This is a genomic window from Flavobacterium aestuarii (assembly GCF_040049115.1).
Taxonomy (GTDB): Bacteria; Bacteroidota; Bacteroidia; order Flavobacteriales; family Flavobacteriaceae; genus Flavobacterium; species Flavobacterium aestuarii.
On record NZ_JBDLZZ010000005.1, the window covers coordinates 167,080 to 190,473 of the forward strand.

General features: G+C 30.9%; 22 protein-coding genes. 1 reads left to right on the forward strand and 21 read right to left on the reverse strand.

The features are described 5' to 3' along the window. Window positions 1-19: 19 nt before the first annotated feature. From ABEG11_RS07190 to ABEG11_RS07255, 14 genes are all read right to left on the reverse strand, one after another. Entirely contained in the window at window positions 20-1,039 is a 1,020-nt protein-coding gene (locus ABEG11_RS07190; RefSeq protein ID WP_348823506.1) for an acyltransferase, read from the reverse strand. Continuing rightward, complete coding sequence (locus ABEG11_RS07195; protein ID WP_348823507.1) at window positions 1,036-2,061, reverse strand: glycosyltransferase family 2 protein; 1,026 nt, start codon at window positions 2,059-2,061, stop codon at window positions 1,036-1,038. Before ABEG11_RS07195 ends, ABEG11_RS07190 begins: the two co-directional genes overlap by 4 nt. Continuing rightward, a complete protein-coding gene (locus tag ABEG11_RS07200; protein ID WP_348823508.1) occupies window positions 2,058-2,969 on the reverse strand; it encodes a glycosyltransferase family 2 protein in 912 nt (303 codons plus the stop codon). The genes ABEG11_RS07195 and ABEG11_RS07200 overlap by 4 nt, the downstream gene beginning before the upstream one ends. Next, window positions 2,970-3,887, reverse strand: a complete 918-nt coding sequence (locus ABEG11_RS07205) for a glycosyltransferase family 2 protein (protein WP_348823509.1) — start codon at window positions 3,885-3,887, stop codon at window positions 2,970-2,972. After that, complete coding sequence (locus ABEG11_RS07210; protein ID WP_348823510.1) at window positions 3,884-4,981, reverse strand: glycosyltransferase WbsX family protein; 1,098 nt, start codon at window positions 4,979-4,981, stop codon at window positions 3,884-3,886. Before ABEG11_RS07210 ends, ABEG11_RS07205 begins: the two co-directional genes overlap by 4 nt. Then, window positions 4,981-6,114, reverse strand: coding sequence for a glycosyltransferase family 4 protein (locus ABEG11_RS07215; protein ID WP_348823511.1), 1,134 nt, complete (start codon window positions 6,112-6,114; stop codon window positions 4,981-4,983). Before ABEG11_RS07215 ends, ABEG11_RS07210 begins: the two co-directional genes overlap by 1 nt. Before the next feature lie 85 nt (window positions 6,115-6,199). After that, a complete protein-coding gene (locus tag ABEG11_RS07220) occupies window positions 6,200-7,576 on the reverse strand; it encodes a hypothetical protein (RefSeq protein ID WP_348823512.1) in 1,377 nt (458 codons plus the stop codon). Between the two features lie 51 nt (window positions 7,577-7,627). Continuing rightward, window positions 7,628-8,323 (reverse strand): acylneuraminate cytidylyltransferase family protein, encoded by a 696-nt coding sequence (locus ABEG11_RS07225; protein ID WP_348823513.1) that lies wholly within the window; start codon window positions 8,321-8,323, stop codon window positions 7,628-7,630. Between the two features lie 7 nt (window positions 8,324-8,330). Next, window positions 8,331-9,782 (reverse strand): aminotransferase class I/II-fold pyridoxal phosphate-dependent enzyme, encoded by a 1,452-nt coding sequence (locus tag ABEG11_RS07230; RefSeq protein WP_348823514.1) that lies wholly within the window; start codon window positions 9,780-9,782, stop codon window positions 8,331-8,333. Beyond that, window positions 9,775-10,626, reverse strand: coding sequence for a TIM barrel protein (locus tag ABEG11_RS07235; RefSeq protein WP_348823515.1), 852 nt, complete (start codon window positions 10,624-10,626; stop codon window positions 9,775-9,777). Before ABEG11_RS07235 ends, ABEG11_RS07230 begins: the two co-directional genes overlap by 8 nt. An 11-nt stretch (window positions 10,627-10,637) precedes the next feature. Next, window positions 10,638-11,087, reverse strand: a complete 450-nt coding sequence (locus ABEG11_RS07240; RefSeq protein ID WP_348823516.1) for a GNAT family N-acetyltransferase — start codon at window positions 11,085-11,087, stop codon at window positions 10,638-10,640. After that, the gene (neuB, locus tag ABEG11_RS07245; protein WP_348823517.1) at window positions 11,078-12,094 is read right to left on the reverse strand and encodes an N-acetylneuraminate synthase; all 1,017 of its coding nucleotides are present in this window, start codon (window positions 12,092-12,094) and stop codon (window positions 11,078-11,080) included. The genes ABEG11_RS07240 and neuB overlap by 10 nt, the downstream gene beginning before the upstream one ends. A 12-nt stretch (window positions 12,095-12,106) precedes the next feature. After that, window positions 12,107-13,294: an ABC transporter ATP-binding protein gene (locus tag ABEG11_RS07250; protein WP_348823518.1), complete on the reverse strand. Its 1,188-nt coding sequence runs from the start codon at window positions 13,292-13,294 to the stop codon at window positions 12,107-12,109. 2 nt (window positions 13,295-13,296) lie between these two features. Then, window positions 13,297-14,139, reverse strand: a complete 843-nt coding sequence (locus tag ABEG11_RS07255; RefSeq protein ID WP_348823519.1) for an ABC transporter permease — start codon at window positions 14,137-14,139, stop codon at window positions 13,297-13,299. 566 nt (window positions 14,140-14,705) lie between these two features. Here ABEG11_RS07255 and ABEG11_RS07260 point away from each other — a divergent pair. Continuing rightward, window positions 14,706-15,470 (forward strand): hypothetical protein, encoded by a 765-nt coding sequence (locus ABEG11_RS07260; RefSeq protein WP_348823520.1) that lies wholly within the window; start codon window positions 14,706-14,708, stop codon window positions 15,468-15,470. 286 nt (window positions 15,471-15,756) lie between these two features. Here the strand turns inward: ABEG11_RS07260 and ABEG11_RS07265 are convergent, their stop codons facing one another. The 7 genes from ABEG11_RS07265 to ABEG11_RS07295 all read right to left on the reverse strand — a co-directional run bounded on the left by ABEG11_RS07265 (window position 15,757) and on the right by ABEG11_RS07295 (window position 23,364). Further along, window positions 15,757-17,706: a polysaccharide biosynthesis protein gene (locus tag ABEG11_RS07265; protein ID WP_348823521.1), complete on the reverse strand. Its 1,950-nt coding sequence runs from the start codon at window positions 17,704-17,706 to the stop codon at window positions 15,757-15,759. 144 nt (window positions 17,707-17,850) lie between these two features. After that, window positions 17,851-18,804 carry an MraY family glycosyltransferase gene (locus ABEG11_RS07270; protein ID WP_348823522.1) on the reverse strand — a complete coding sequence of 318 codons (954 nt, stop codon included), beginning with the start codon at window positions 18,802-18,804 and terminating at the stop codon, window positions 17,851-17,853. 121 nt (window positions 18,805-18,925) lie between these two features. After that, a complete protein-coding gene (gene rfbA / locus ABEG11_RS07275) occupies window positions 18,926-19,795 on the reverse strand; it encodes a glucose-1-phosphate thymidylyltransferase RfbA (RefSeq protein WP_348823523.1) in 870 nt (289 codons plus the stop codon). Between the two features lie 31 nt (window positions 19,796-19,826). Further along, window positions 19,827-20,726: a dTDP-4-dehydrorhamnose reductase gene (rfbD, locus tag ABEG11_RS07280; protein ID WP_348823629.1), complete on the reverse strand. Its 900-nt coding sequence runs from the start codon at window positions 20,724-20,726 to the stop codon at window positions 19,827-19,829. An 18-nt stretch (window positions 20,727-20,744) separates the two neighbouring features. Further along, on the reverse strand, window positions 20,745-21,293 hold the full coding sequence (rfbC, locus tag ABEG11_RS07285; RefSeq protein ID WP_348823524.1) for a dTDP-4-dehydrorhamnose 3,5-epimerase: 549 nt from the start codon (window positions 21,291-21,293) through the stop codon (window positions 20,745-20,747). Between the two features lie 12 nt (window positions 21,294-21,305). After that, a complete protein-coding gene (locus ABEG11_RS07290) occupies window positions 21,306-22,196 on the reverse strand; it encodes an NAD-dependent epimerase/dehydratase family protein (protein ID WP_348823525.1) in 891 nt (296 codons plus the stop codon). Window position 22,197: 1 nt separating this feature from the next. Continuing rightward, entirely contained in the window at window positions 22,198-23,364 is a 1,167-nt protein-coding gene (locus tag ABEG11_RS07295) for a glycosyltransferase family 4 protein (RefSeq protein ID WP_348823526.1), read from the reverse strand. Window positions 23,365-23,394: the final 30 nt, after the last annotated feature.

Consider the following 23,394-nt stretch of genomic DNA (forward strand, 5'->3'; position numbering starts at 1 on the left):
CATTTTTTTTTAATTAAATCTACCCAACTAGCAAATTACTAAACTTAAGTTTCTTACAAAAATGAATAATCACAAAACAAAGAGAAAAACAAGACAAACTTACCAGTAGAATACTTATAAGCGGAGTTGAACTATTTACATCAAAATTATTTATTTTAAAAATTTCCAACACTAAAGGATGCATTAAATAAATACCAAAACAGGCTTGATTTAATTGTGTTACTCGTAAAGCAATTTTTAAATTAGCACTTTCAATCTTATTAAAGAACATGAACACACCAGCACTAACTATAAAAGTATTTAAACACAAATATTCATAAAAATAATTATAGAATTTACCGTTTTTGACGGTGAAATAATAAGTTCCGAGAAAAGTAATTGTACTACCAAAAAAAATTAAAAAAATGGAGATTTTTTTTTTAAACTTAAATAAAGACAAAAAATACCCCAAAACAAAGTAGCCAATAAAACCTGAAAAATAGGTGAAATCAATTTTAGGAAAATAAATTTTGAATTTAGGTATTGTAAGGAGTAAGGTAATTGACCAAATAATTAAAACGTAAATAATCTCCTTTTTAGATGCCTGTTTGATCCATTTTCTTAAAATTGGCACTGTCAAATAAACACCGAATAACGCAAAAACGAACCATAAGTGATACTTAGATCCATAGAAAACATCTTTAATGATCTTAATTAAGCTAAAATACTCTCCTCCAAACACATAACGTTTTAAAAGACTATATATTAAAGACCAAAAAACAAATGGAGGGATTATCTTTCCAAATCTTTTTCTTAAAAAATCTATCAGTTCATAATCTTTACCTAATAATAATGCACCACTTATCATAAAAAAAACTGGAACCGAATACCGACTGATACTATCAAAAAAATTAGCAACATTCCAGTCAAACATAGATACTATCCCAAATTGATTAACTAAAGAGCCACTAACATGAATAACAATAACTGAAAAGGTTGCTAATATTCTCAAAAGAGACAAACCAAATTGTGTTGGAAAATAATTATTTCCTTCTTTCATTTTAATATTTTATTTTTTTTTAAAACTTCTCTAAATTTAATCTCTAAAATATAAAAAATCTCCTCCAAGGGCAATCTAAATAGCATCTTTAATCTCCATTTTTTGTCAATACCAATCGAAGTCTTTTTAAAGTAAAGAGAAAACAAAATACTTCTTATAATCCTTTTTATTACCGATTTAAATTCTTTATGAGGATAACTATTATTCTTTTGATTTAATTGCAACAACTCTTTTATCCATTTTAAAAACAAGACGAACTCATACGTCTCAATTGGCTGATTCAACAAAAACACCTTAGAAATTAGTTTATCAGGATATTTACAGGAATCATAATTTATTCTTTTGAATAAATATAATTTAATTTGAACATCATCAATAATTTGTTGTGGTTTGTGTTTTTTAGAAGCTTGTGTTTCATGTACTCTATACAATAACAGTACTTCTTGAATATTATAAAACTCTCCTAACCAAGCTATTTTAGTCCAAAAATCATAATCTTCACCACTGTTTTTGGCTATATCATAATAATGGCCTTCTAAATCTTTTCTTCTAAACATTGCTGCTCCCATACAAATGGAACAAGAAATTAACAATTCTACAATTATTTCATTATGTTTTTCTTTGTGTGGAATTATAGCATTAGTTCCTCCTAAATATTTTACAAGTCCTCCACAAACTAAAACATTGGGATTGTTTTCAAGAACAGTAAGCTGTTTTTCAAATCGCTCCTTGACTGAAATATCATCTCCATCCATTCTTGCAATATATTTACCATTTGCAATTTTAAATCCATCATTTGTAGCTTGTGAAACACCCTGATTTATTGGCTTGTAAATCGTTCTAATTCTTGGATCAGAATACTTTTTTATAATTTCAGAAGTACCATCAGTAGATGCGTCATCTATTATTAGTAATTCAAAATCCCGTATTGTCTGATTTAAAATACTATCAATAGCATCTTCAATATATAATGCACAGTTGTAAACAGGCATAACTACAGAAATAAGAGGATCAGTATTCATATTCTGCGAATAAATAACAACAATAAACTTTTAATCTTTAATTCAAATTCATGTATTGGATTTGCAAAAATAGATTTGAATAAAAAATAATATTTAGTTTTATTTTTTTGTGAAAATTTTAATTTTATAAATCTTGACAAATAATAATTAGAGCGATACACTCTCATATATTCGCTTGTGAAATTATCTATTTTTTGCTTTTTCCTTCGTTGATATGCTTTGTTTATAGCATAAAAATGCCAATAGTCAGCTTTGTATAAATTATCATTATGCGAAATACTGTTTTTATGAATCCTATAGCGATACAATATTTTATTAATAAATAAATGCTGTCCTTTCTCTTCCAACTTATAATATAAATCCTGATCTACGGCACGCTTCATAACAGGATCAATTCCACATGACTGAAAATAATGTTTGTTTTTAAATGTTGCAAAATGGGTTAATGCCCCATTTGCGTATGTTAAAAATGACTTGTCGAATGGCAGACTACAGCCATAAAGTCCATTAGATATAAAATTCATTTCTAAATCAACTAACTCATACTTTGACGTAATAATTGATGCTTTCCTATTTAAACAATGCGCCTCTACCATAACACTTACTGCATCATTTTTCAAAGCATCATCAGGATCTAAAAAACCTAAAATTTCTCCTTGAGACAACTTAGCACATCTATTTTTAGTATAACCACAGCCCTTATTTTCAGCATTTAAAAACAGTTTGAATCTATGGTCGTTTCTTATAAGTTGTTTTATAATAGCAACTGAATCATCAGTCGAGGCATCATCCACAATAACAACTTCCCAATTAGAATACGTCTGATTGATGATGCTTAAATAACAATCCATAAAAAAATGACCATTATTATAATTTGCTACCAAAATGGAAAAAAGAGGATTATTCATTTAATTTAAAAATGCAAGTTTAGCTGTTTTACTTTCATTTCTTCTGCTTAAAATACTCTTTTTGTCTAAAGTATTTATTAGTTTTATTTGGGAAATAATTTTCAAGAACAATTTAAATCTAAATGAAAACATAGCCTTTAGAGCATATCTATAACGTTTTTTAATTTCAGTTTGAAACGAAAACTCCAAAAAAGGATTAGATGCTTTCAATACAATTCTTCGCTTATAAAGCAATATAGAATCTTCAAAATAAACATTACTACTGCGTTCTTCTCTATCATGATAAAGCATAGCTGTACCTAAAACACCAACCTTCAATTGGTGAAAATGTACTCGGTCTATATAGTTATCATCTTCACTATAATGAAAAAAAGAAGGACTAAATCCGCCGACTATCTCAATACATTTTCGTGATAATAACCATCCAGCTGCATTTACAAAGTTCACTTTATAAATACTCTCTTTTACCTTATTTAAATATATATCTGAATACAATCCTTTACATTGAAAAGGAATTATGTAGTTAGAAAAATTATAATCCAACTGATCTCCTTTACCGTTTAAATGCATTGGGCTAACAATACCAAATTCAGGTTCCTTCTGTTGTGCAGAAATTAATTTTTCAATAGTATCTGTTTGCACCCACGCATCTTGATTTAATAAAAAAACGAAATCAGCATTAGTATCATATGCTTTTTTAATACCAATATTATTAGCGGCTCCAAAACCTAAATTATTAACATTCTGTACAAGTTGTACATTAGAATAATTAGATTTTAAAATTTCCTGAAAACCATCAGTTGAATTATTATCAATAATCAAAATATCAACTGGAATAGAACTAAATACTAAGCTATCCAAACATTTTTTAATCCATTGTAATGGATTGTATGTTACAATTACAACTATTACTTTCATAACAAGGCTTCTAGATATGCTGACTTCCATTTTTGGCATGGTTCTAAATGATTCCCTTCGGCCCATTCATTCCATGCATTAATAAATATAAATGAATCATCAAGATCTTTAAAATTTTTAGCTGTCGTTTTATTTTTATACCAATATCTAAATAAATCAGGTGTACTATTATCAAGTATAATAGCATTTTGTCCTTCCCTTCTAGATGAATTGTCCCACATTGGAGTTATGCCTGGATATATTCCTTGATTACTATTTTGAAGGTCAAAATCAACAAATTGTTTATAATCTACTATAAAATCTTTATTTTTTTTAACTCTATGCTTTAATTTAAATTTTTTACGCAATTTATTTTCGATGCGCTTAAGAATAGTCTGTTTTCTGTTTTCCAATTGATTTCTAAAGTTCTTCATCGATCTTGATAAAGGCTGAAATTCAATTATCGCATCAAAATCAAACATGGACATTTTTTCTCTGTCCCATCCAATCCAGCGTTCAAAACATCCCAAATAAAGTTCAATATTTTCTTTTCTTGCCTCTTCTCTAAAAATAGCAATTGTATTTGCCATATCTGGGAACAAGTCTGGCTTATAAAAAATAAAGAAAGGTTTACCGTTTACACGAATATATCTTTCATCTTTGAAAAAAGTCAATAAAAACTTTATATGTTCACGATCATCCTCGGCCGAATAATTTTGCTGTAATAAAACATCGTTAATACTTCCATCCCAAGCTCTGGTCCAATTTTCATTTGCCCAGCAAAACATAAAGGGAAAGTCTTCTTTCGGATTTTTCATTTTCCTGTCAACAGGCTCATTCATAACACGTTTCCCATTGAACCAATAATGGTAATAGCAAAATCCATAAACTCCATATTGCTTAGCTAATGATTCTTGAGCCAAACGCGATTCTTCTAGTCGTAAATCATAAAATCCCAAATCTGCCGGCAGATGAGGCTGATAATGTCCTTCAAATCTTGGTTGAGCTTTAGTCACATTAGTCCATTCTGTAAAGCCTTTTCCCCACCATAGATCATTTTCTGGAATGGGGTGGAATTGAGGCAGATGAATGGCTATAGGTTTGACTTTATTCATTATATTAATTTATTAAAAACAGAAGCTATATTTTGTATATAAGCATCTTTAGAAAAATAATCCATCGCTAATTTGTAACCTGCTTCTGAAGATTTTTTGTAAAAACCAGAGTCATTTATAAGATTGTTCATTTTAGTTATTGCCTCATCAGCATCATTATATAAAGACAAATCATAATTCGAATTTAGAATTTCAGATGGCCCGCCGCTATTTCTGGCTAATACTGGTATTTTATTACTCATTGCCTCTATCAGTGTTCTTCCAAAAGCTTCATTTTTAGCACAACTGATTAATATATCTATTTGCTTATAAATTTGAGTATTATCAACATATCCTAAAAAACTAACAACATCGGACAACTTATTTTTATCTATAAAATCCATTAATTCTGAATAATAATTTTGATCCGAAACTCCTCCGTATATATCCAATCTTAAATTATTATTTTCTCTATAGCATTCTTTAAATACTTGCAGTGCGAAATCTTGTTCTTTAAGACTCATAATTACACCCACGATTCCAACTGTCGTTAGATGTCTGTTTTTTTCTTTAAAAGAAATTTCTTTGGCTTCCAAAACACCATTATAGATAACTTCTGAATTATTTTTTTCTTGCCCTAACCAGTGTTCTTTAAGCAGATTTGTTGTAAAAATTGAAACATCACTTTTTTTAATTTTATTTACAACTGCCTTTCTTAATGGAATATATGAAATATTAAAATCCTTATCTCCATATTCTCTAATATGCCAAACGTGAGGTTTCTTTATTTTTTTTGACAAATCGTAACCAAAAGATAAAACAGAAGTATTCGTATAAACTAAATCCGGAAGAAATTTCTGTGCTGTTAAAAACAGTTTTTTTTCTAAAACTCTTTTATTTCTATAATAATTTATTGTCTTCTTTAAGTGATTTTGAAACGACAAATAATTAAAATAGCCACATCTTGGCAGATTTAATATTACATAATTCACACCTATCCTATGCAGTTCATCAGTCATTAAACCATTATCTGGTACAATGACCAAGAATTCATACATCGTCTTCAATCCTTCTAAAACAGTAATTAAAGAGTGAGATGCCCCATTTAGATACTGTTCATGAGCTAATACTAATATTCTAGGTTTTACAATCATTTCAAATTTTGTAATTGGACCATCTTCTATTAACTTTTTTACATTGCAGTTTTAAATTAATTACATACTCATATTTTCTAATTAGCTAATTAAAATTTTCTTTAATCAATTTACTAATATCCGGTTTCGAACCCTTTGAATTTAACTTATACTTTAATCTTTTCTCTAATATATTAACTAAATCATCTTGACTATTAATAAATAAATATTTTTGAGATTCAATCTCATTTTGATACGTCACATATCCTTTATCTCCATAGATAATATTTGTCACATCAAAATAATCGGCCTCAATGGCGGAACCAGAATAATTAGTTAAATGATAATCTGAAAAAGCTAAGAGTTCATGTAATGTTAATGAATTCGCGATATCAATCTCTACTTGTTCCTTATATTTTAATTTAAGAATTTCGCACATCTCTCTATCTTGAGGGTAACGTGGGTGTAATCTTAAATATAGTATCAAATTGGAGTTCTTATTAAGACAATCAATTATATAATCGGGCAAACCTATTCCCTGCAAAGTTACTAATACTCTAATATTAGAATCAGTTTTTAATACTTTGACAATTTTTGATGAAATTAAAGATAGATTGCCTCCTACAACATATTCTATTTTTTTTATATCTTTAAATTGATCTGTCAAATATTCTGCATCACTTTCTCTCCAGACCCAAATCTTTGAAGGAAAAAAATCTTTACTATTTTTTGTATTACTCCCCCAGCTGCTGTATGCAAAATGATTTGACGTTACTTGACTGTGTTGATATTCTACTGTCTCAATATTTAATCGATTTGCCGCTCTTATAATACTCATCATAGTATTATTATAGTAACAATATAACAGAATGTTTTTTATCCTTCCTTTTTTCAGAATATAGAAATACATTAAATACTCTGCTTGATTAATAATTATATTTTGCACTAAATGATTATATAACCTAAAATCATCCCCATAATGCAGAGATAAGAAATCACAAAACTGTCTTAATTGCCTTTGAATTTTAGAATTCCTGCTAAATTTTTGTTTAACTTCTTCTAAAAAGATTTTTTTTAAAACTTTTAAATTATAACCTAATAAAAATCCTTCTTTTTTAAAATCAAAAAGGGTAAAGGTAATTTTCAAATTTTCGAAATAGTAAACAAATGGGTCAGTATAAGGGTTAATACCTGTTTTTATACCAATATCAGAATCATGTTTGTGAGTAAAATCAGTAACAATAATGTTTTCAATATATTTATTACTTGTAAAAATTTGCTTGTAAAATTGTAATTTATCTTTTAAGGTTATTTTTATTTTAATTTCATTATAACTCTTACCTTCATTTAACTTAAAAACTTCGGTTCTTTTTAAATGGAGCTGATAAGCAGTCTGAATTTTTATAAGAGGCCACCAATCAATATCACAAAAATTAAATTCCTGATTTTCAAACTCATTAATAAAAATTTCCTGTTTTAGCATAATAAACTCAAATTCTTTAGAACAAATCTTCCTTTGGTTTTACAACATCTGCTATTTAGAATTCAATACCATTTCAGCGATTTTCCAATCTAAAGGAGTATCAATGTCAATAGAATGTTCTTCGCTCATGATATATTTTTTTATTTTTGAAAACTGAGCCATTTTACTCTTTTTCAAAGAATTAACATTTATAACATATATGGCCCCATTATACTCATATACTTTTGGACAATCTTGTCTTCTAGTATAATTACTAATTTTTGATTGATTTAAATAACCTTCTGAATTTTCTTCAAATAGTGTAAAATAGGGATTTGATTTTGTTTCTTTTACAGAAACGACCATATCTAAATCATCATTCATGTATAAATCAATTGCCTTTTTTAAATTCTCTTCCGTTCTTAATGGAGAGGTAGGCTGTAATAAAATAATAGCATCATATGATTTTCCAATATTTTCATAATAATCAATTGCATGTAAAATTACTTCATGAGTCCCAGCTTCGTCTGTCGCTAAATCTTCAGGCCTTACAAATGGGACAGTAATTTTTTTCTGTTTCTGAACTATATCAATTAAGCCCAAGTCATTTGAAGATATGCAAATATCATCATCTTCTAAAATAGTCCTAGCTATATCTATTGAATAAAATATTAAAGGAACACCATTCAGTAATTTACTATTTTTCCCTGGAAGACCTTTAGATCCTGCTCTTGCAGGAATTACTGCTAAAAATTTAATTACTGACATTATGTATTTATGACTTAGAATACTTATTAATAAATTTTTTCAAGACTTCACATATCCTTTCCAAGTCCACAGCTGTCAGACTAGCGGATGATGGCAGGCTAAATCCTGCTATTGAAGTTTTTTTTGATATAATTAAGTTTTCTTTTTTTCCATATTCCTTATATGGAGGCATTTCATGTGCTGGATAAAAAACAGGTCTGGTTTCTATTCCATATTGATCCAGATAAGACATCACATCATCTCTTTTAAACGGAGAATTTTCTTTCACCAAAACAGTATAAAGCCAATATGAATTGATTGTATCCGAATCCTCATATGGTAGTTGAAAATAATTACTCTTTTCTATACAATTATTATATGTTTGAGCAATATGTCTTTTGGCTGCTACAAAATCTGAGAGGCGCTCTAATTGGGCAACTCCAATTGCGGCCTGAATATTTGTAAGACGATAATTATATCCTACCTCTTCATGCCAATATCTTTTTGTTTTTTTCATACCATGATCTCTAAGCATAGCTGCTCTATCAGCTGTTTTTGAATCTTTAAATATGACCATGCCTCCTTCACCAGTTGTTATGGTTTTGTTTCCATAAAAACTAAAAGTAGAAACATCTCCAAAGGTTCCCAATGGCTTTCCTTTGTAATAACTTCCCAAGGCCTCTGCACAATCTTCAACAATAAATAAATTATGCTCTTTCGCAATTTGCATAATCTCATCCATATCACATGGATTACCATATAAATGAACAGGCATTATAGCCTTTGTTTTATTTGTTATAAGTGAAGTTATTTTCTTTGTATCTATATTTAGGCTTTGGGGATCTATATCTGCTAAAACTGGAGTAGCCCCTGTATAAATGATGGCGTTAATAGAAGCGACAAATGTTAAATCAGGAACAATTACCTCGTCTCCTTCTCCTATATTTAGTGCTTCGAGAGCCAAATGCAGTGCTACAGTACCATTACTTACAGCTAATGAACTGAATCCTGAATGAATTTCAGAAAACATAGATTCAAATTGTTTCACATATTTCCCTTGAGACGAAATCCAATTCGTTCTCAGGCAATCAGTTACATAAGCAAGCTCATTTCCTGATAAAACAGGTGAGGCAATACTAATTGTGCGAAGTTTTTTTATAGTTGCATAATCAACAACCCTTCCTTTATTATCAACTAAAGGAATATTTTTAATTTTATTAGATAAGTACTTTAACACAGCTTCACTATCCGTTTCAACAGGCAATGAAATAAAATTTGAATTCATAACAGCCTGCACATTACTGTCTAGATTATTCCCTTTTAATAACGCTCTTCGTGCATCACCATCTGATAATAATCCAAGCATTTTTTTATCAGAATCTACAATAAATGCTATTCCCATAGCATTTTTATCTATTAATTCTAAAGCTTCTTTCAAAGAGCTATTTCTATCCAGCAATAATTTATCTACTTCAGGCATTTTTCAAAATTTCAATATTCTGTTTGATCTCGGATACCGATAATCTTTTAATTTCAAGTACATGAATGACATTTTCATATTTATTCATTTGCTGTAAAAACCAATATGATTCATCTAAAACCCCATTAGTATCTGCCAATCCATCATTATCACTATGATGTATACCTTTAATATAACTGCTAATCTTATTGAATTCCTGAATTAGATCTAACTTAAGAGTAACACAGCTCACTTTTAAATGAGCAGTGTCTAACAATAAAAAAAGCCTATCTGATTTAATCTTACTAAATAAAAAATCAATATCACTGCTTTCACAGCATAATAAAGGATTTACATTTCCAGCTAAATTAAACTGAGCTATAACATTATTCTCAATCAAAAAATCTATTTCATTTTCTTCCGCAATCTTCAAAATTTTATTTAAAGAATCAAAGAATAATTCCCAATGTTTTTCTTTATTAAAATTACCTGTGTAATTAATTTGCTTTCCTAACTCATGTGGATTAGGGTCGATACAAAAACCAGCATGCGCAGAAAAAAAAGGAGCATTTACAGCTTTTGCTAATTTAATTCCATTGATACAATGATTTATAGAAATATTTCTAATAGCTGAATTAGAACTGGCTAAATTAAGAACAAATGGAATTTTAGGAGCAGGAAAATAATTATGAGGCAGTTTATTTTTAATTGGAGCTTTTAGAAAAAAATCTTCCATATTTTCATAATAGTCCATCCCGGAACTAAATTCGATATTAAACTCATTTTCAACGGCAATAGCAGCTATTTGCTCGGGAGTTTTTCCTAAAAAAGCTAAAGTACTTATATATATATTATTTAATATCAACTTATTTAAATTTAGCAAACATTCTTTCCCAATTTTTTCAGCTCTAATTCCATTAAAATAATTCCAGGTTTAATTTCATTACAAATTACAAACCCATATTTAACGTACATCTTTACTGCATTGTGATTATTAATATCAACAGATAAATTGATACGAGAAATATTTTTTAATTGTGCTTCTTCAATTAATCTGTCAATTATTAATTTCCCATATCCTTTTCTTTCCTTATTTTCACTCACACATATACCCAGCCATATTGTTTCACCATCCTTATCTAAATGTCCATATCCTACAGGATTTTGATCTTCATATAACAAAATAGTTGTTATATGGTTATTTAATATTGATATTGTCCTGGTTGAGAAATAACGAAAAGTATTAAGTGAACTGCCAGCATTGTTCAAAAAAGAAACCAAATCCTTTTCATCCTCAATTCTAATATTTTTTAATATTACTTCCAATCTATAAAACTATATTGTAATGCTTCATCTTTAAGCATATCTTTATTAATTCTTTTACCTATTACCATATCAAGCATATTAACAGGTAATCCATTAAAAGGGCGTTTATATCCGATATGCTCTTCTTTTATAATTGTTCCTGATAACAAATCTACATTCAAGACTAAGCTTCTCTTCATGCCATAACTATTTTCAACTTCAATTGTTGTAGGTTTTTTTAATCCTGTTCCAAGTGCTTTTTCAATATTTCTGATACCGACTACCAAGTCTTTAAATTCATCGGGATTTAAAGATGAGGAATGATCTGGTCCGTCCATATTTTTATCAAGTGTAAAATGTTTTTCAATAATTTCAGCACCTAATGCTGCTGATGCAAAACAGGCATAATTATTTTGGACATGATCTGAATAGCCTACCCTTACTTTACACGCTTCTTTCATACTAAGCATTGCTAAAAGATTAGCATCAGATATTTTTGATGGATAATTAGTGGTACATTGTAAAACAACAATATTTTCGTTTCCTTGAGAACGAATAGTCTCAACTGCCGCAAATACCTCTGACATATTCGCCATACCAGTCGAAATAATCATTAGTTTTTTCTTTTGGGCTGCATATTTTAAAAAAGGCAATTCAGTTAGCTGCCCTGAGGCAATTTTATAAGCTGTCACATTTAATTCTTCTAAAAAATCAACATCTTTTATATTGTAAGGCGTAGACAAAAAATCGATATCAAGCTCTTTACATCTTTTTATCAACAAATGATAATCATCAAGAGACAGCTCCAATTTTTTAAGCATATCAAACTGTGATTCGTTTTTATCAGTAACCTCCAATTGATACTTTGCTTTAGGTGAAGCTGCAGTAACAATTTCTTCTGCTTTAAATGTTTGAAATTTTACACAATCTGCACCAGCTTTTTTAGCCTCGTTAATTAATTCTAATGCTAAATTAATACTGCCATTATGGTTAACTCCAGCCTCTGCTATAATATATATTGATTTCATTTTAATGTACTATTAATCCCACTCACTAGGCAATAAAAAATCTGCTCCAATAGCAATCGTTGGTTTTACAATAAAATGACCAACATTACTCTGCCTTAATATTTTTTTATTTGTATCTAGATTTGTTACATGCAAATGAATACTATATTTTCCATACCTCAAATACAAGCCCTTAATAACAGTAACGACTTTAATTTTCCCATCGATTACCTTCCCTACAAAGTTTACTGAATCTGAATCTGCTTCAGCCAAAAGTTTATATTCAATATTAAAAAAGCCTAATCGAAATTTTAAGTTTTTAACATCGCTATCAGCCTCAATTTCAAATTCTACTTTTAAATCTTCACCATTTTTTATAGAAACCTCTATATGTTTTTCAGAATTTTCAATAAAATTGAAGCACTTTAATTTTACACTTCCATCTCCAATCAATTGTTCATCACTGGTTTGAAACTTTAAAAAATACTGTTCAACAACTTCTCCAACATCTTTGCTGTAAAAATCTAAATTACCATGTTCTAAAAGCATTGCTTCATTACAAACTGTAGTTACCTGAGTCATTGAATGGGATACAAATATGACTGCAGATTTAGCTAGTAGCTCGGTAATCCTATTCATACACTTTACTCTAAAACCTAAATCCCCCACAGAAAGCACCTCATCTATAATCAAAATATCAGGTTCCATCTGTGCAGCAATAGCAAAACCTAAACGCACTTTCATACCAGAGCTGTAATTTTGCACAGGCATATCAATAAATTCTTCAATTTCGGCAAAAGCAACAATTTCATCAAATTTGGCTTCAATTTCCTGTTTACTGAAGCCTATTACAGCTGCATTGTTGTAAACATTCTCCCTCCCTGTCAATATAGGATTAAAGCCAGCGCCTAGTTCTATCAAAGCGCCCACTTTACCGTACATAATCACACTTCCCTCATCGGGAGCAATCAGTCCATTCAATATTTTCAGCAGCGTGCTTTTTCCAGCACCATTATGACCTATAAGCCCCAGACATTCTCCACGTCTTACTTCAAAACTAATATCTTTCACCGCCCAGAATTCGTCTCTTCGCAGTGACTTATCTTGTTTTCTTCCTGTAATACCGCTAAAAACATCGCTTAACCCATAAAGCAGGCTTTTTTTGAGGTCCTTGGCAAATTTCTTAGAAACACCTTCGGCTTTTATCAATACTTCTCCCACAATTAACTCATTCTTTCGGTTAGTATTGGCATCGAAACTCTATAAACGACTACTGCTATTGTGCTTAAAAAAGCTGTTACAACAATTCCTAAAAACCAAAATACAGGATTTTCTAACCCGTAACCAGTTAATACATTTCGCAAATCAGTAATTATATAACTTAGAGGATTCAGTAACATTATTTTTCGCATCACACCATCTGCTGGCATTGCATATACGACAGGAGTAGCATACATTAAAAACTGTAGTCCAATAGGTATCAAACGGTTAATATCAGTATAAAGGAGACTTATTGGCATTAACAAAGTGCCAATCGCAACAAAAAATACTATAGACAAAAACAAAAGAGGCAAAAAAAATAAAATTTCTATAGAGGGTACAATTTTAAAGAAAATCAAAAAGACTATTATTAATCCCATTTTTATTAGAAAATTAAAAAAAAACTTAATTAACCCTAATGTAATTAAAGCTTCTTTGTCAAAATTGATTTTAGAAATGATACTTCTATTAGCATTGACACTTGCAGTGGTCAGGTTAATACATTCTCCTATAATTCCCCATAAAGTAGTCCCTATTAACACAAAAGCAGGATAAGGAACACTAGTAGTTGTAACGGCAATAGTTCCAGATGACTGCAAAAAAATCCAAACTAAAGAATTAATAAGTGCTGGAAAAATAGCCCAAAACACACCTAAAAAAGATTGGCGGTATTGCGCTTGTATGTCTCGCTTTGCTAATTGTCTAGCCAAATAAAAGGAGTCTTTGTATCCTTTGACACTGTCCTTTAGTACGTTCCAGAAACTATAACTATTGGAACTGGTATAAATATGTTTTTCTAAATTCATTCTTGTTGCAGCTTTTCAAAAAGCAGTTGTTATTATTTTCTTTTTAATAATAAATTTATAAGTCTTATTGAATACATTTTAACTAAAAAAGTATAATTCCCAAAAGGGTTATACAATTTGTTCCCTAATAATTTATGGTAGGTAACAAATTCTATAAAATTGTTGATGTAAAATCAAAAAAATAACTGATACTTTTTGAATTCATTTTTTTTACAAAAGTTCCAGATTTAACGGCACCGCTTCGCGATTCATACTCACATAATCAGTTGAATTCACTCGAAATTTTATCGGCAAATATACTTAAATTAACTTATGAGCCGAATTAATAAAAAAGACATTTTACAGTTTTTTTGTGTGCGAAAAAACAAACAATAAAAGTAAAATAACTAAACGTAGCTGTCGAAATAAATCCCAAAAGCCAGCCAAGGCAGTGGCAATCCAATTTATAAATAGAAGAATTAGAAACTTAAAACAATAGATTAATGGTTAAAGAGTTGATAGATTTTGAAAAAAAACAAATAAACTGTAATTAATTTCATACTTTTATTTCAAAGTAATAATAAAGTATGGCCAAAGTAATTGCACCCTTCAAAATTTCAGGAACTCTGGACGATATCAATTTTGTAAACACCCCTGAAGGCAATATTGCCCGGATGAAAAGAGACAAATTCATGACTTCTAAAGAATTTATGGCTAACCCAATCTATGACAGGATTAGGGAACAAGGAAAGGAAATGGGATATGCCTCTCGGAAATCCAGGATATTCCGCTTATTGGCAGTACAATTCTATAAAAAATCAAAAGATGTTAGCTTTGCAGGCAGAGCCAATAAAATCATACTCGAAATCCTCAAAGAAGACAATCTCAACCCTAAAGGACAACGGACTCTCGAAGAAGGAATGAAGTCACCATTCCTGTCCGAAATCCTGATTGGATTTGAAGGTAACAAAAACAGATCCTTAACCCGAACACTTCAAACAAACTTCAGCTATTCTCTGGAGCAAGCCAGCATAACAATAACGGACTTTATTCCAAAAATCCATTTAGACTGGCCAGACGAAGCAACACATGCCCATCTAGCATTGGCTGTAGCCAATTGGGACTTTGCCAATGACAATTTCGAGACCTGCTATAGCGAAGAAATCATCTGTGATAAAGAGTCCGAAAAACAGGACATAGTACTGACTTCCGAAAATCCAGAAGAAAATCATTGCCTGCTCACATTTATGTTCATTGGCTTTTCAAAAAAACAGCGTGGCAAGCATACAATGTTACACAGAAGAAACAATACCGTTTCTATTATTGCATGTCAAATGCCGAAAAAATCTTAAAATATTAAAAAATATAACATTCTGCCTCTCCCACTCTCCCAATGTCATTAAGTTAAGGATTTCTTTTTAAAGGTTATCCAAATATAATTCTCACAAAGGCGCTAAGACGCAAAGAAATTCAATTTTAACTTTGCGCCTCTGCGTCTTTGCGAGAGTAAAATAACGTTTAACTTAATGACACTCCCACCTCTCCTTGGGAGAGGGGGTTAAGGGGTGAGGTCATAATCAAAAAAGGTTCACAAGAAATCCTTGCAAACCTTTTCCACCAATATCATCTTTAACTTTTTTATTTATCTAAAACTTCAAAAGTAGAATTCATACTCTTAAACTCAGGTACAATAGCTTTCATTTTTGTAACTATGTCATCATTAGGAAAAAAATTAGCAATCCCTATTAATTCCTCAATTTCAATATGCAAATTTTCAAACTCATCTTGTATTTCTTGGGCAATCATGATTTTCTCATGATAAGTAGGTATCGTCTTAGCAGTATCATTTAATAATTCCTCATATAGTTTTTCACCAGGACGCAGTCCTACGATCTCTATCTTGATTTCTCTATCTGGTATAAACCCTGCCAATTTAATCATCTTTTTGGCCAGATCTAAAATACGGACAGGCTTGCCCATATCAAAAATATAAATCTCGCCACCATTCCCCATGGCTCCTGCTTCCAGAACCAGCTGGCATGCCTCAGGAATAGTCATAAAATAACGGATAATATCAGGATGCGTTATGGTAACAGGCCCTCCATTGGCAATTTGTTTAGTAAATAAAGGCACTACAGAACCATTAGACCCCAACACATTTCCAAAACGGGTTGTAATGAATTTAGTCGCTTGTGGTTTATTCTCTTTTTGATTCTTTATTTGTAAAGATTGGACATATTTTTCTGCAATTCTTTTGCTGGCTCCCATCACGTTGCTTGGGTTTACAGCTTTATCTGTCGATACCATAACAAATTTCTTGACCCCATACTCACAGGATAAGTCAGCTAAATGCTTAGTACCTTCAATGTTTGTCAGGATAGCTTGAGATGGATTTTCCTCCATCAAAGGCACATGTTTATAAGCCGCCGCATGATACACAACCTGTGGCTTATACAATTTAAAAACCCTTTCCATCATTTCTTTATTTCTGACATCAGCAATAATGTTACGGATCTTGGATTTCGAATATGTTTTTTCTAATTCAAGGCTCAAATGATGCAATGGAGTTTCAGCTTGATCTAATATAATTACCTTTTGTGGATTAAAAGTCAATACTTGTCTGACAATCTCGCTCCCGATAGAACCTGCGGCACCTGTAATCAAGATCGTTTTATCCTTTAATTGCTTAGATATAGACTTATTATCTAGAACTATAGGTTTTCTTTCCAGTAAATCCTCAATCTGGATGTTTTTTACTTTTTGAGAAATTTCTTTTTGATTTTCCCAATCCGTAATCAATGGAACCGTATATACCCTGTAATTAAATTCCAGACATTGATCAACAATAATTAACTGCTCATCTTTGCTAATGCTTTTGTCTGCCATAATTACAGCCTCAGCCCCTACTGAACGCATCAATGAAGGCAGTTTTTTCTTTTGGACTAAAATTGGCAGATCCAGCATCCTCTTTGATGCATTCTGATTATTCCTGTCAACAAAACCAACAATCTTAAAACGGGTAGGCGTCTCAAATTTTAATGCATTGGCTACCGAAATAGCATTGGCATCAGTGCCATATATAACTGTACGTATTAATTTGGTTGTATTTTTTTCAGATAAATACAATTCAAAAGTCTGCTTGACAACAACACGGTATAGGAATAAGCCACAAAAAGACAGTACAACATTGATAAAAAAAGCAGTAGTAAGGAAGACTCTTTCATCGTATAACAGTTCATAAGCAAAATTAAAAACCAGAAATACAATTAAGACAGAAATTTGTGAAAACAAAAGCTTTACAGCATCAATATAGGACGAATGCCTGATAATTCCAGAATAAGTTCTATAAATCCAGAAAAACATAACATTTACACCAAAAAAACATGCCGTAAAAAAAACATCATGAGTAGTTATAATATATTTTAATCCAGTACCTCTAAATATAAGCAAAGTGAAGAAGAAAGTGATTATCAAAACAGATAAATCAATCATTACTATAATCCATCTAGGGAGATAACTCAAATTGCGAATGCTCAATTTCAGATGATTCCTGGATAAAAAACGAGTATATATGAGGTTTTTAAACATATTGCATTATTATATATAAAATGAATGAAAACAAAAATACAAATTATTATTCTTGAGATTATAATTAATCAGCAAAAAACCAAATATGATAATTTGGGCACATTCATAATGAGAGAAAACTCAAATAGTCTAGATGAATAAATTTTAAATCTTTTCTACAGCAGCTTTTTGAACTGCCCAATTTCTAATCCATAAATAAAATACGATTTGAAACAGTAAAAAAGAAACTATCAGTGGTAGTGTTAATGCTCCTGCTTTATCCAGATATAACAGCAAAATATTAATTAGCAACTGAATACCTGAATACAATATAGAGACTGAGATATGTGAATACCCTAATTCATTGGCTAAATACTGATACAAGTGAGATCTGTGTGGCTGAAAAATATTCTCTTTCTTTTTGATTCGCGTAAAAATAGTTATTATACCATCTAGACCATACACAGAAAAAAACAAAAGATAACCTATCTGATTAGTCTCAAAAATTGTTTTCAGCATAAAATAACCCAAAAACAAAGCCATGCTGATGCTTCCTACATCTCCCGCAAAAGTTTTAGCTTTTTTTCTAACATTAAAAAAACCAAAAGCACCACATGACAACCCCATAGTAATTAACAATGGCAGGCTCTCTTTGTTTATTTCAACAAAAGATAAACTCAAAATTGTAATAAATGCGTACAGTACGGTAATTCCATTGATTCCGTCCATGAAATTAAAAATATTCACCCAGCCAATCGTGAGCACAAAAATAATAGGCAAAACCCAGACTGCTTGAGAAAGAAAGCCTAAATCATAAAAAATTAGGGCTATTGCTATTGCATGACAAATAAATCTCGGCAATTGAGATAAAGGTTTGACATCGTCTATAAAACTGACAAGAGCTACTAAAACCACTGCAATGGTAACCACCCAAGAAACATACCCTAAGAAGCAGGCGATCAAAATTGCTATAGGAAAAATAATGCCACCTCCACGCAAAGTAATTGACGAATGTGAAGAACGGCTGTTGGGCTTATCAATAATATTGAAGTGATCTGCTATCTTAAAATAAATAAGTTCAATGCTAATAAATAAAAGTAGTAGGATAATATAAGTCATGTAATAATTATCTGTTTTGAGCTATAAATTTTGTTATTCCTTTGTTTTTTTAAACAATTGTTTTTTTCCAATGATGCAATATAATTTCGCATCAGTGCTGTATCTTGATTTTACTTGTCACTTAAAGTTTGTACTTCAAAAGTCCAAGAAGGTATTCACCATATCCTGATTTTTTCAAAGGTTCTGCCAAATCTTTCAATTGCTGTTCACTTATAAAACCTTGTCTCCATGCAATTTCTTCGATACAGCCTACTTTTAATCCTTGACGTTCCTCAATCACTTGAACAAATTGCCCAGCTTGCATCAAACTGTTAAAAGTTCCAGTATCCAGCCAGGCAGTACCTCTGCTTAAAATTCCAACTTTCAACCTGCCTTTCTCCAGATATACTTTATTTACATCGGTAATTTCATATTCACCCCTTGCACTTGGCTTGATGTTTTTTGCTATTTCAACAACCGAATTGTCATAAAAATACAATCCTGGGACGGCATAATTAGATTTAGGCTCCAAAGGCTTTTCTTCAATAGAAATGGCTTTTAGGTTTTTATCAAATTCCACCACACCGTACCGCTCTGGATCTGAAACATGGTATGCAAAAACAACTCCGCCTTGAGGATTTGTGTTCGATTGCAGCAATTCTTGCATATTAGCTCCAAAGAAAATATTATCCCCCAAAACTAAGGCAACAGAATCTGAGCCAATAAATTCTTCTCCAATCACAAAGGCCTGTGCCAGGCCATTTGGAACAGCCTGTTCTGCATAACTGAATTTACAGCCGATTGCTGATCCATCACCTAATAATTTCCTGAAATTTGGCAGATCATGTGGAGTTGAAATAATTAATATTTCATTTATACCCGCCATCATTAAAGTTGACAATGGATAATAAACCATCGGTTTATCATACACTGGCATCATTTGCTTGCTCATCGCAAGTGTTAATGGATGAAGTCTGGTACCTGACCCCCCGGCTAATATAATTCCTTTCATTTATTTTATGTTAAGAAGACTTCATACAAAATTAAGCATTCATCAATAATTCCATACATTTAATTAAACTTTCCTTATAAGGCGGGACATCAACATTAAATGTCTGTTTAATTTTAGATTTATCTAATAAAGAATATTGAGGACGCCTAGCAGGAGTGGGATAAGCACTGCTGGGAATTCCCGAAACCGAACAGTTAAAAACGCCTATTTCTTTAATAGCCAATGCAAATTCATACCAGCTGATTTCTCCATCATTAGAAAAATGATAAACTCCAGCTTCCCATTTTGGATGGTTGATAATAGTAAGGATAGCTTGGGCCAGATCAGCCGCATATGTTGGGCTTCCTATTTGGTCATTAACCACACTAAGATTATCCTTTTCCTGCATCAAACGAGACATCGTTTTTACAAAATTGGCACCAAAACTTGAATATACCCACGAAGTACGAAGAATAATTGCATTCGGATTTTCACGCATACAGGCAATTTCTCCAGCCAATTTGGTTTGCCCATATACGTTTATTGGTTTCGTATCTGCTTCTTCTTTAAGTGGCACTGAAGCGGTACCGTCAAAAACATAATCTGTAGAAATATGAATAAGTTTGCAATTATTTTCATTACTCCAATTTGCCATAACAGCAACTGATTTATGATTCAAGATATCAGACAATTCAAACTCGGATTCTGCTTTATCGACAGCTGTATGTGCTGCACAATTGATAATAATCTGAGGGTTTATTTGAATAATTTTAGCTTTCAGATTTTCCAAATCGCACAAATCCAGTTCTTGCCAATCAGTAAAAACCCATTCATAATTCCTATACTCACTAGATAATTTTCTTAACTCTGAACCTAATTGTCCATTGGAACCTGTTACTAATATTTTTTTCAAAATTATCTTTTTTTGTTTCTTTCTTCTTGACTCTTTTATCTTAATTTGTACGTTTCACTAGAACTCCCAATCAATCGCATCAAAACCAGGCAAAATTAAATCTTTTTCCGAAACGATAACTTCGCTTGGATTCAACTGCCAGTCAATAGCCAATGTAGGATCATCATAACGGATTCCTCTCTCGCTTTCCTGATGATATTTTTGATCAACTTTATACATTACAGATGCAGTTTCACTAAGAACAGAAAAACCATGTGCAAAACCATGCGGAACCATTAATTGTTTTTTATTTTCAGCATTCAAAATTACACTGAAATGTTGCCCATAAGTTGATGAGTTTTTGCGCAGATCTACAGCAACATCTAAAATTTCTCCTTGCAGTACACGAACTAATTTTGCTTGTGCACAAGGATTGATTTGCAGATGCAAACCTCGAATTACACCTCTTTTAGAAAAGGATTGGTTGTCTTGGATGAAATCAAACGTGATTCCATTTTCATTGAATTTAGCCTTATTATATGCTTCAAAAAAATACCCTCTCGAATCTTCAAACACGGTTGGGTTTATAACAACTAAATCGTTTATAAATGTTTTTTCTATTATCATTTGATGCTCTGATTATTTAAAAGATTCAAAAGTGATTAACAATCCTTCTCTAGACGAAACAGGTAATTCTTTCCCGATGGCTTCTCTTATTTTTTTGTTTGAAACAACATAATTCTCAGTTAGTTTTTGAAGACGTTCAGAGTTAAGAGGAAGTTTTAATATATCACCCAAAGAAGCTGTTTTTTTTATAAATGACGCTGAAATATTCCAAATTCTATTTTGTTTCCCTAAACTTTGCCCCAGCAATTCTATTAATTCGTTAGTTGATAAAGGCTCATTATCAGCTATATTATAAATTCCTGAAGAAATATCAGCTCTTTCTAATAATTCTTTGACAATAAAACATAAATTATCTATACTTAAAAAAGAACGCTTGTTTTCAAACGCTCCCAAAGGCCATGGTAAACCTTTAGAAACAATTTTATACAATAAATTTAAATTTCCTTTATTACCTGGGCCGTGAATCATACAGGGTCTAATAATAAAAACTCTTTTACCGTCTGGTATTTCCTTTGATAAAATATAATTTTCTGCTTGCAATTTTGATTGTCCGTAAGGTGTTTTAGGATTGGGAACGGTATTTTCAAGCAAAACATCCGAAACATCATCAGCAGCAGCTTTTACACTACTGAAATAAATAAAATCTTTAACATCACTCTCTAAAAATATATCAAATAATTCTTTAGTTAAATCTGTATTTACTTTAAAATATTCTGATGCATCACTTGTGTTTTTAGTATCATGAGCCTTTCCTGCAAGATGAATAATTGCATCTGCAGTAAACTTATCTTTCCAATCTGAATTTCTTAGTGAAATAGAATTTATTTCAAAAAAATGCTGTGATAAATAACGAGATAAATTTTGCCCGACAAATCCAGAAGCACCTGTTATTATCGTTTTCATTTTAATTGACAATTAGTTTGTTATAAAATTCTAACTGAGCTTTCCATATAATTTCATTTTTAAAAAAATTTACTGCAAATTTTCTTCCATTAAGCCCATGTATAACAGCAATATCAGTGTTGGTAATATAAAACTCAAAAGCATTTACTAATTGCTCGACAGACATCGGATTAACCAAAATACCAGTTTCCCCATCTAAAATAGCATCTTGACAACCTGCTCCTCTAGAAACTACTATAGGTACACCGCTAGCAGAGGCCTCCATAGCAACATTACCAAAACCTTCTCTAAAATTATGAGAAGGTAATGAGAAAATATTCATTAAATGATATAAATAGTCTACATCTTTTCTTTGACCAGTAAAAATGACATTTTTATTCTCTTCCATCTTTTTCAAAATAACGGATGAAATTGAGTCACTAGTATTTTCTATAGGCCCAATAACTAATAATTTTAAATTTGTATAAGTTCTTGATAAAGTATCAAAAGCTTTATAGATTTCCTCCACTCCTTTTGACTTTACTACTCTACCCACAAAGCCTATTACAAAATCATTTTCATTTATTGCAAATTCTTGTTTTAATTCTTCTATTCTAAATTTATCTTTTTCTAAACTAAATTTCTCCACATTTATCCCATTACTGCTTGCTTTTGCCAAGATCACAGCTTTTTTTTTGTCAAGAATATTATTTTCAATTGCATAATTTGCCATTGATGGAGTTATACTTATTACATAATTAGCGCAATTGTGAGTGAATTTTTCCATAAATTCAACTATTTTTTTAGTTCTTCCTTCGGGCTCTGCTGTAGAACGTAATCCTCTTAATGTGAAAATTCTATTTTTGATACCGAGTATTCTTGCTGCCAAAACACCAATAAGTCCTGATTTAGGAGTTCCAACATTTATAATATCAGGCTTAATCTTATGAAAATGCTTTAAGGTCAGAATTAGACATTTTAAATCACTAAATAACGAAATTTCTCTTTTGTAAGGTATTTCAACTACAATACATCCTTCACTTTCACCATACTCAACTAAACCTTCACCAGAAGGTGAAAATAAATATACATCAAAGCCATTTTCTTTTAAAAATTTGGACTGCCCTCTTAAAAAACCCAAACAAAATGTGGAGCTGATAGATAATACTATTTTAGGTCTATTTTGCATTCTTATTATATTAATTAGTTGATGTACTTT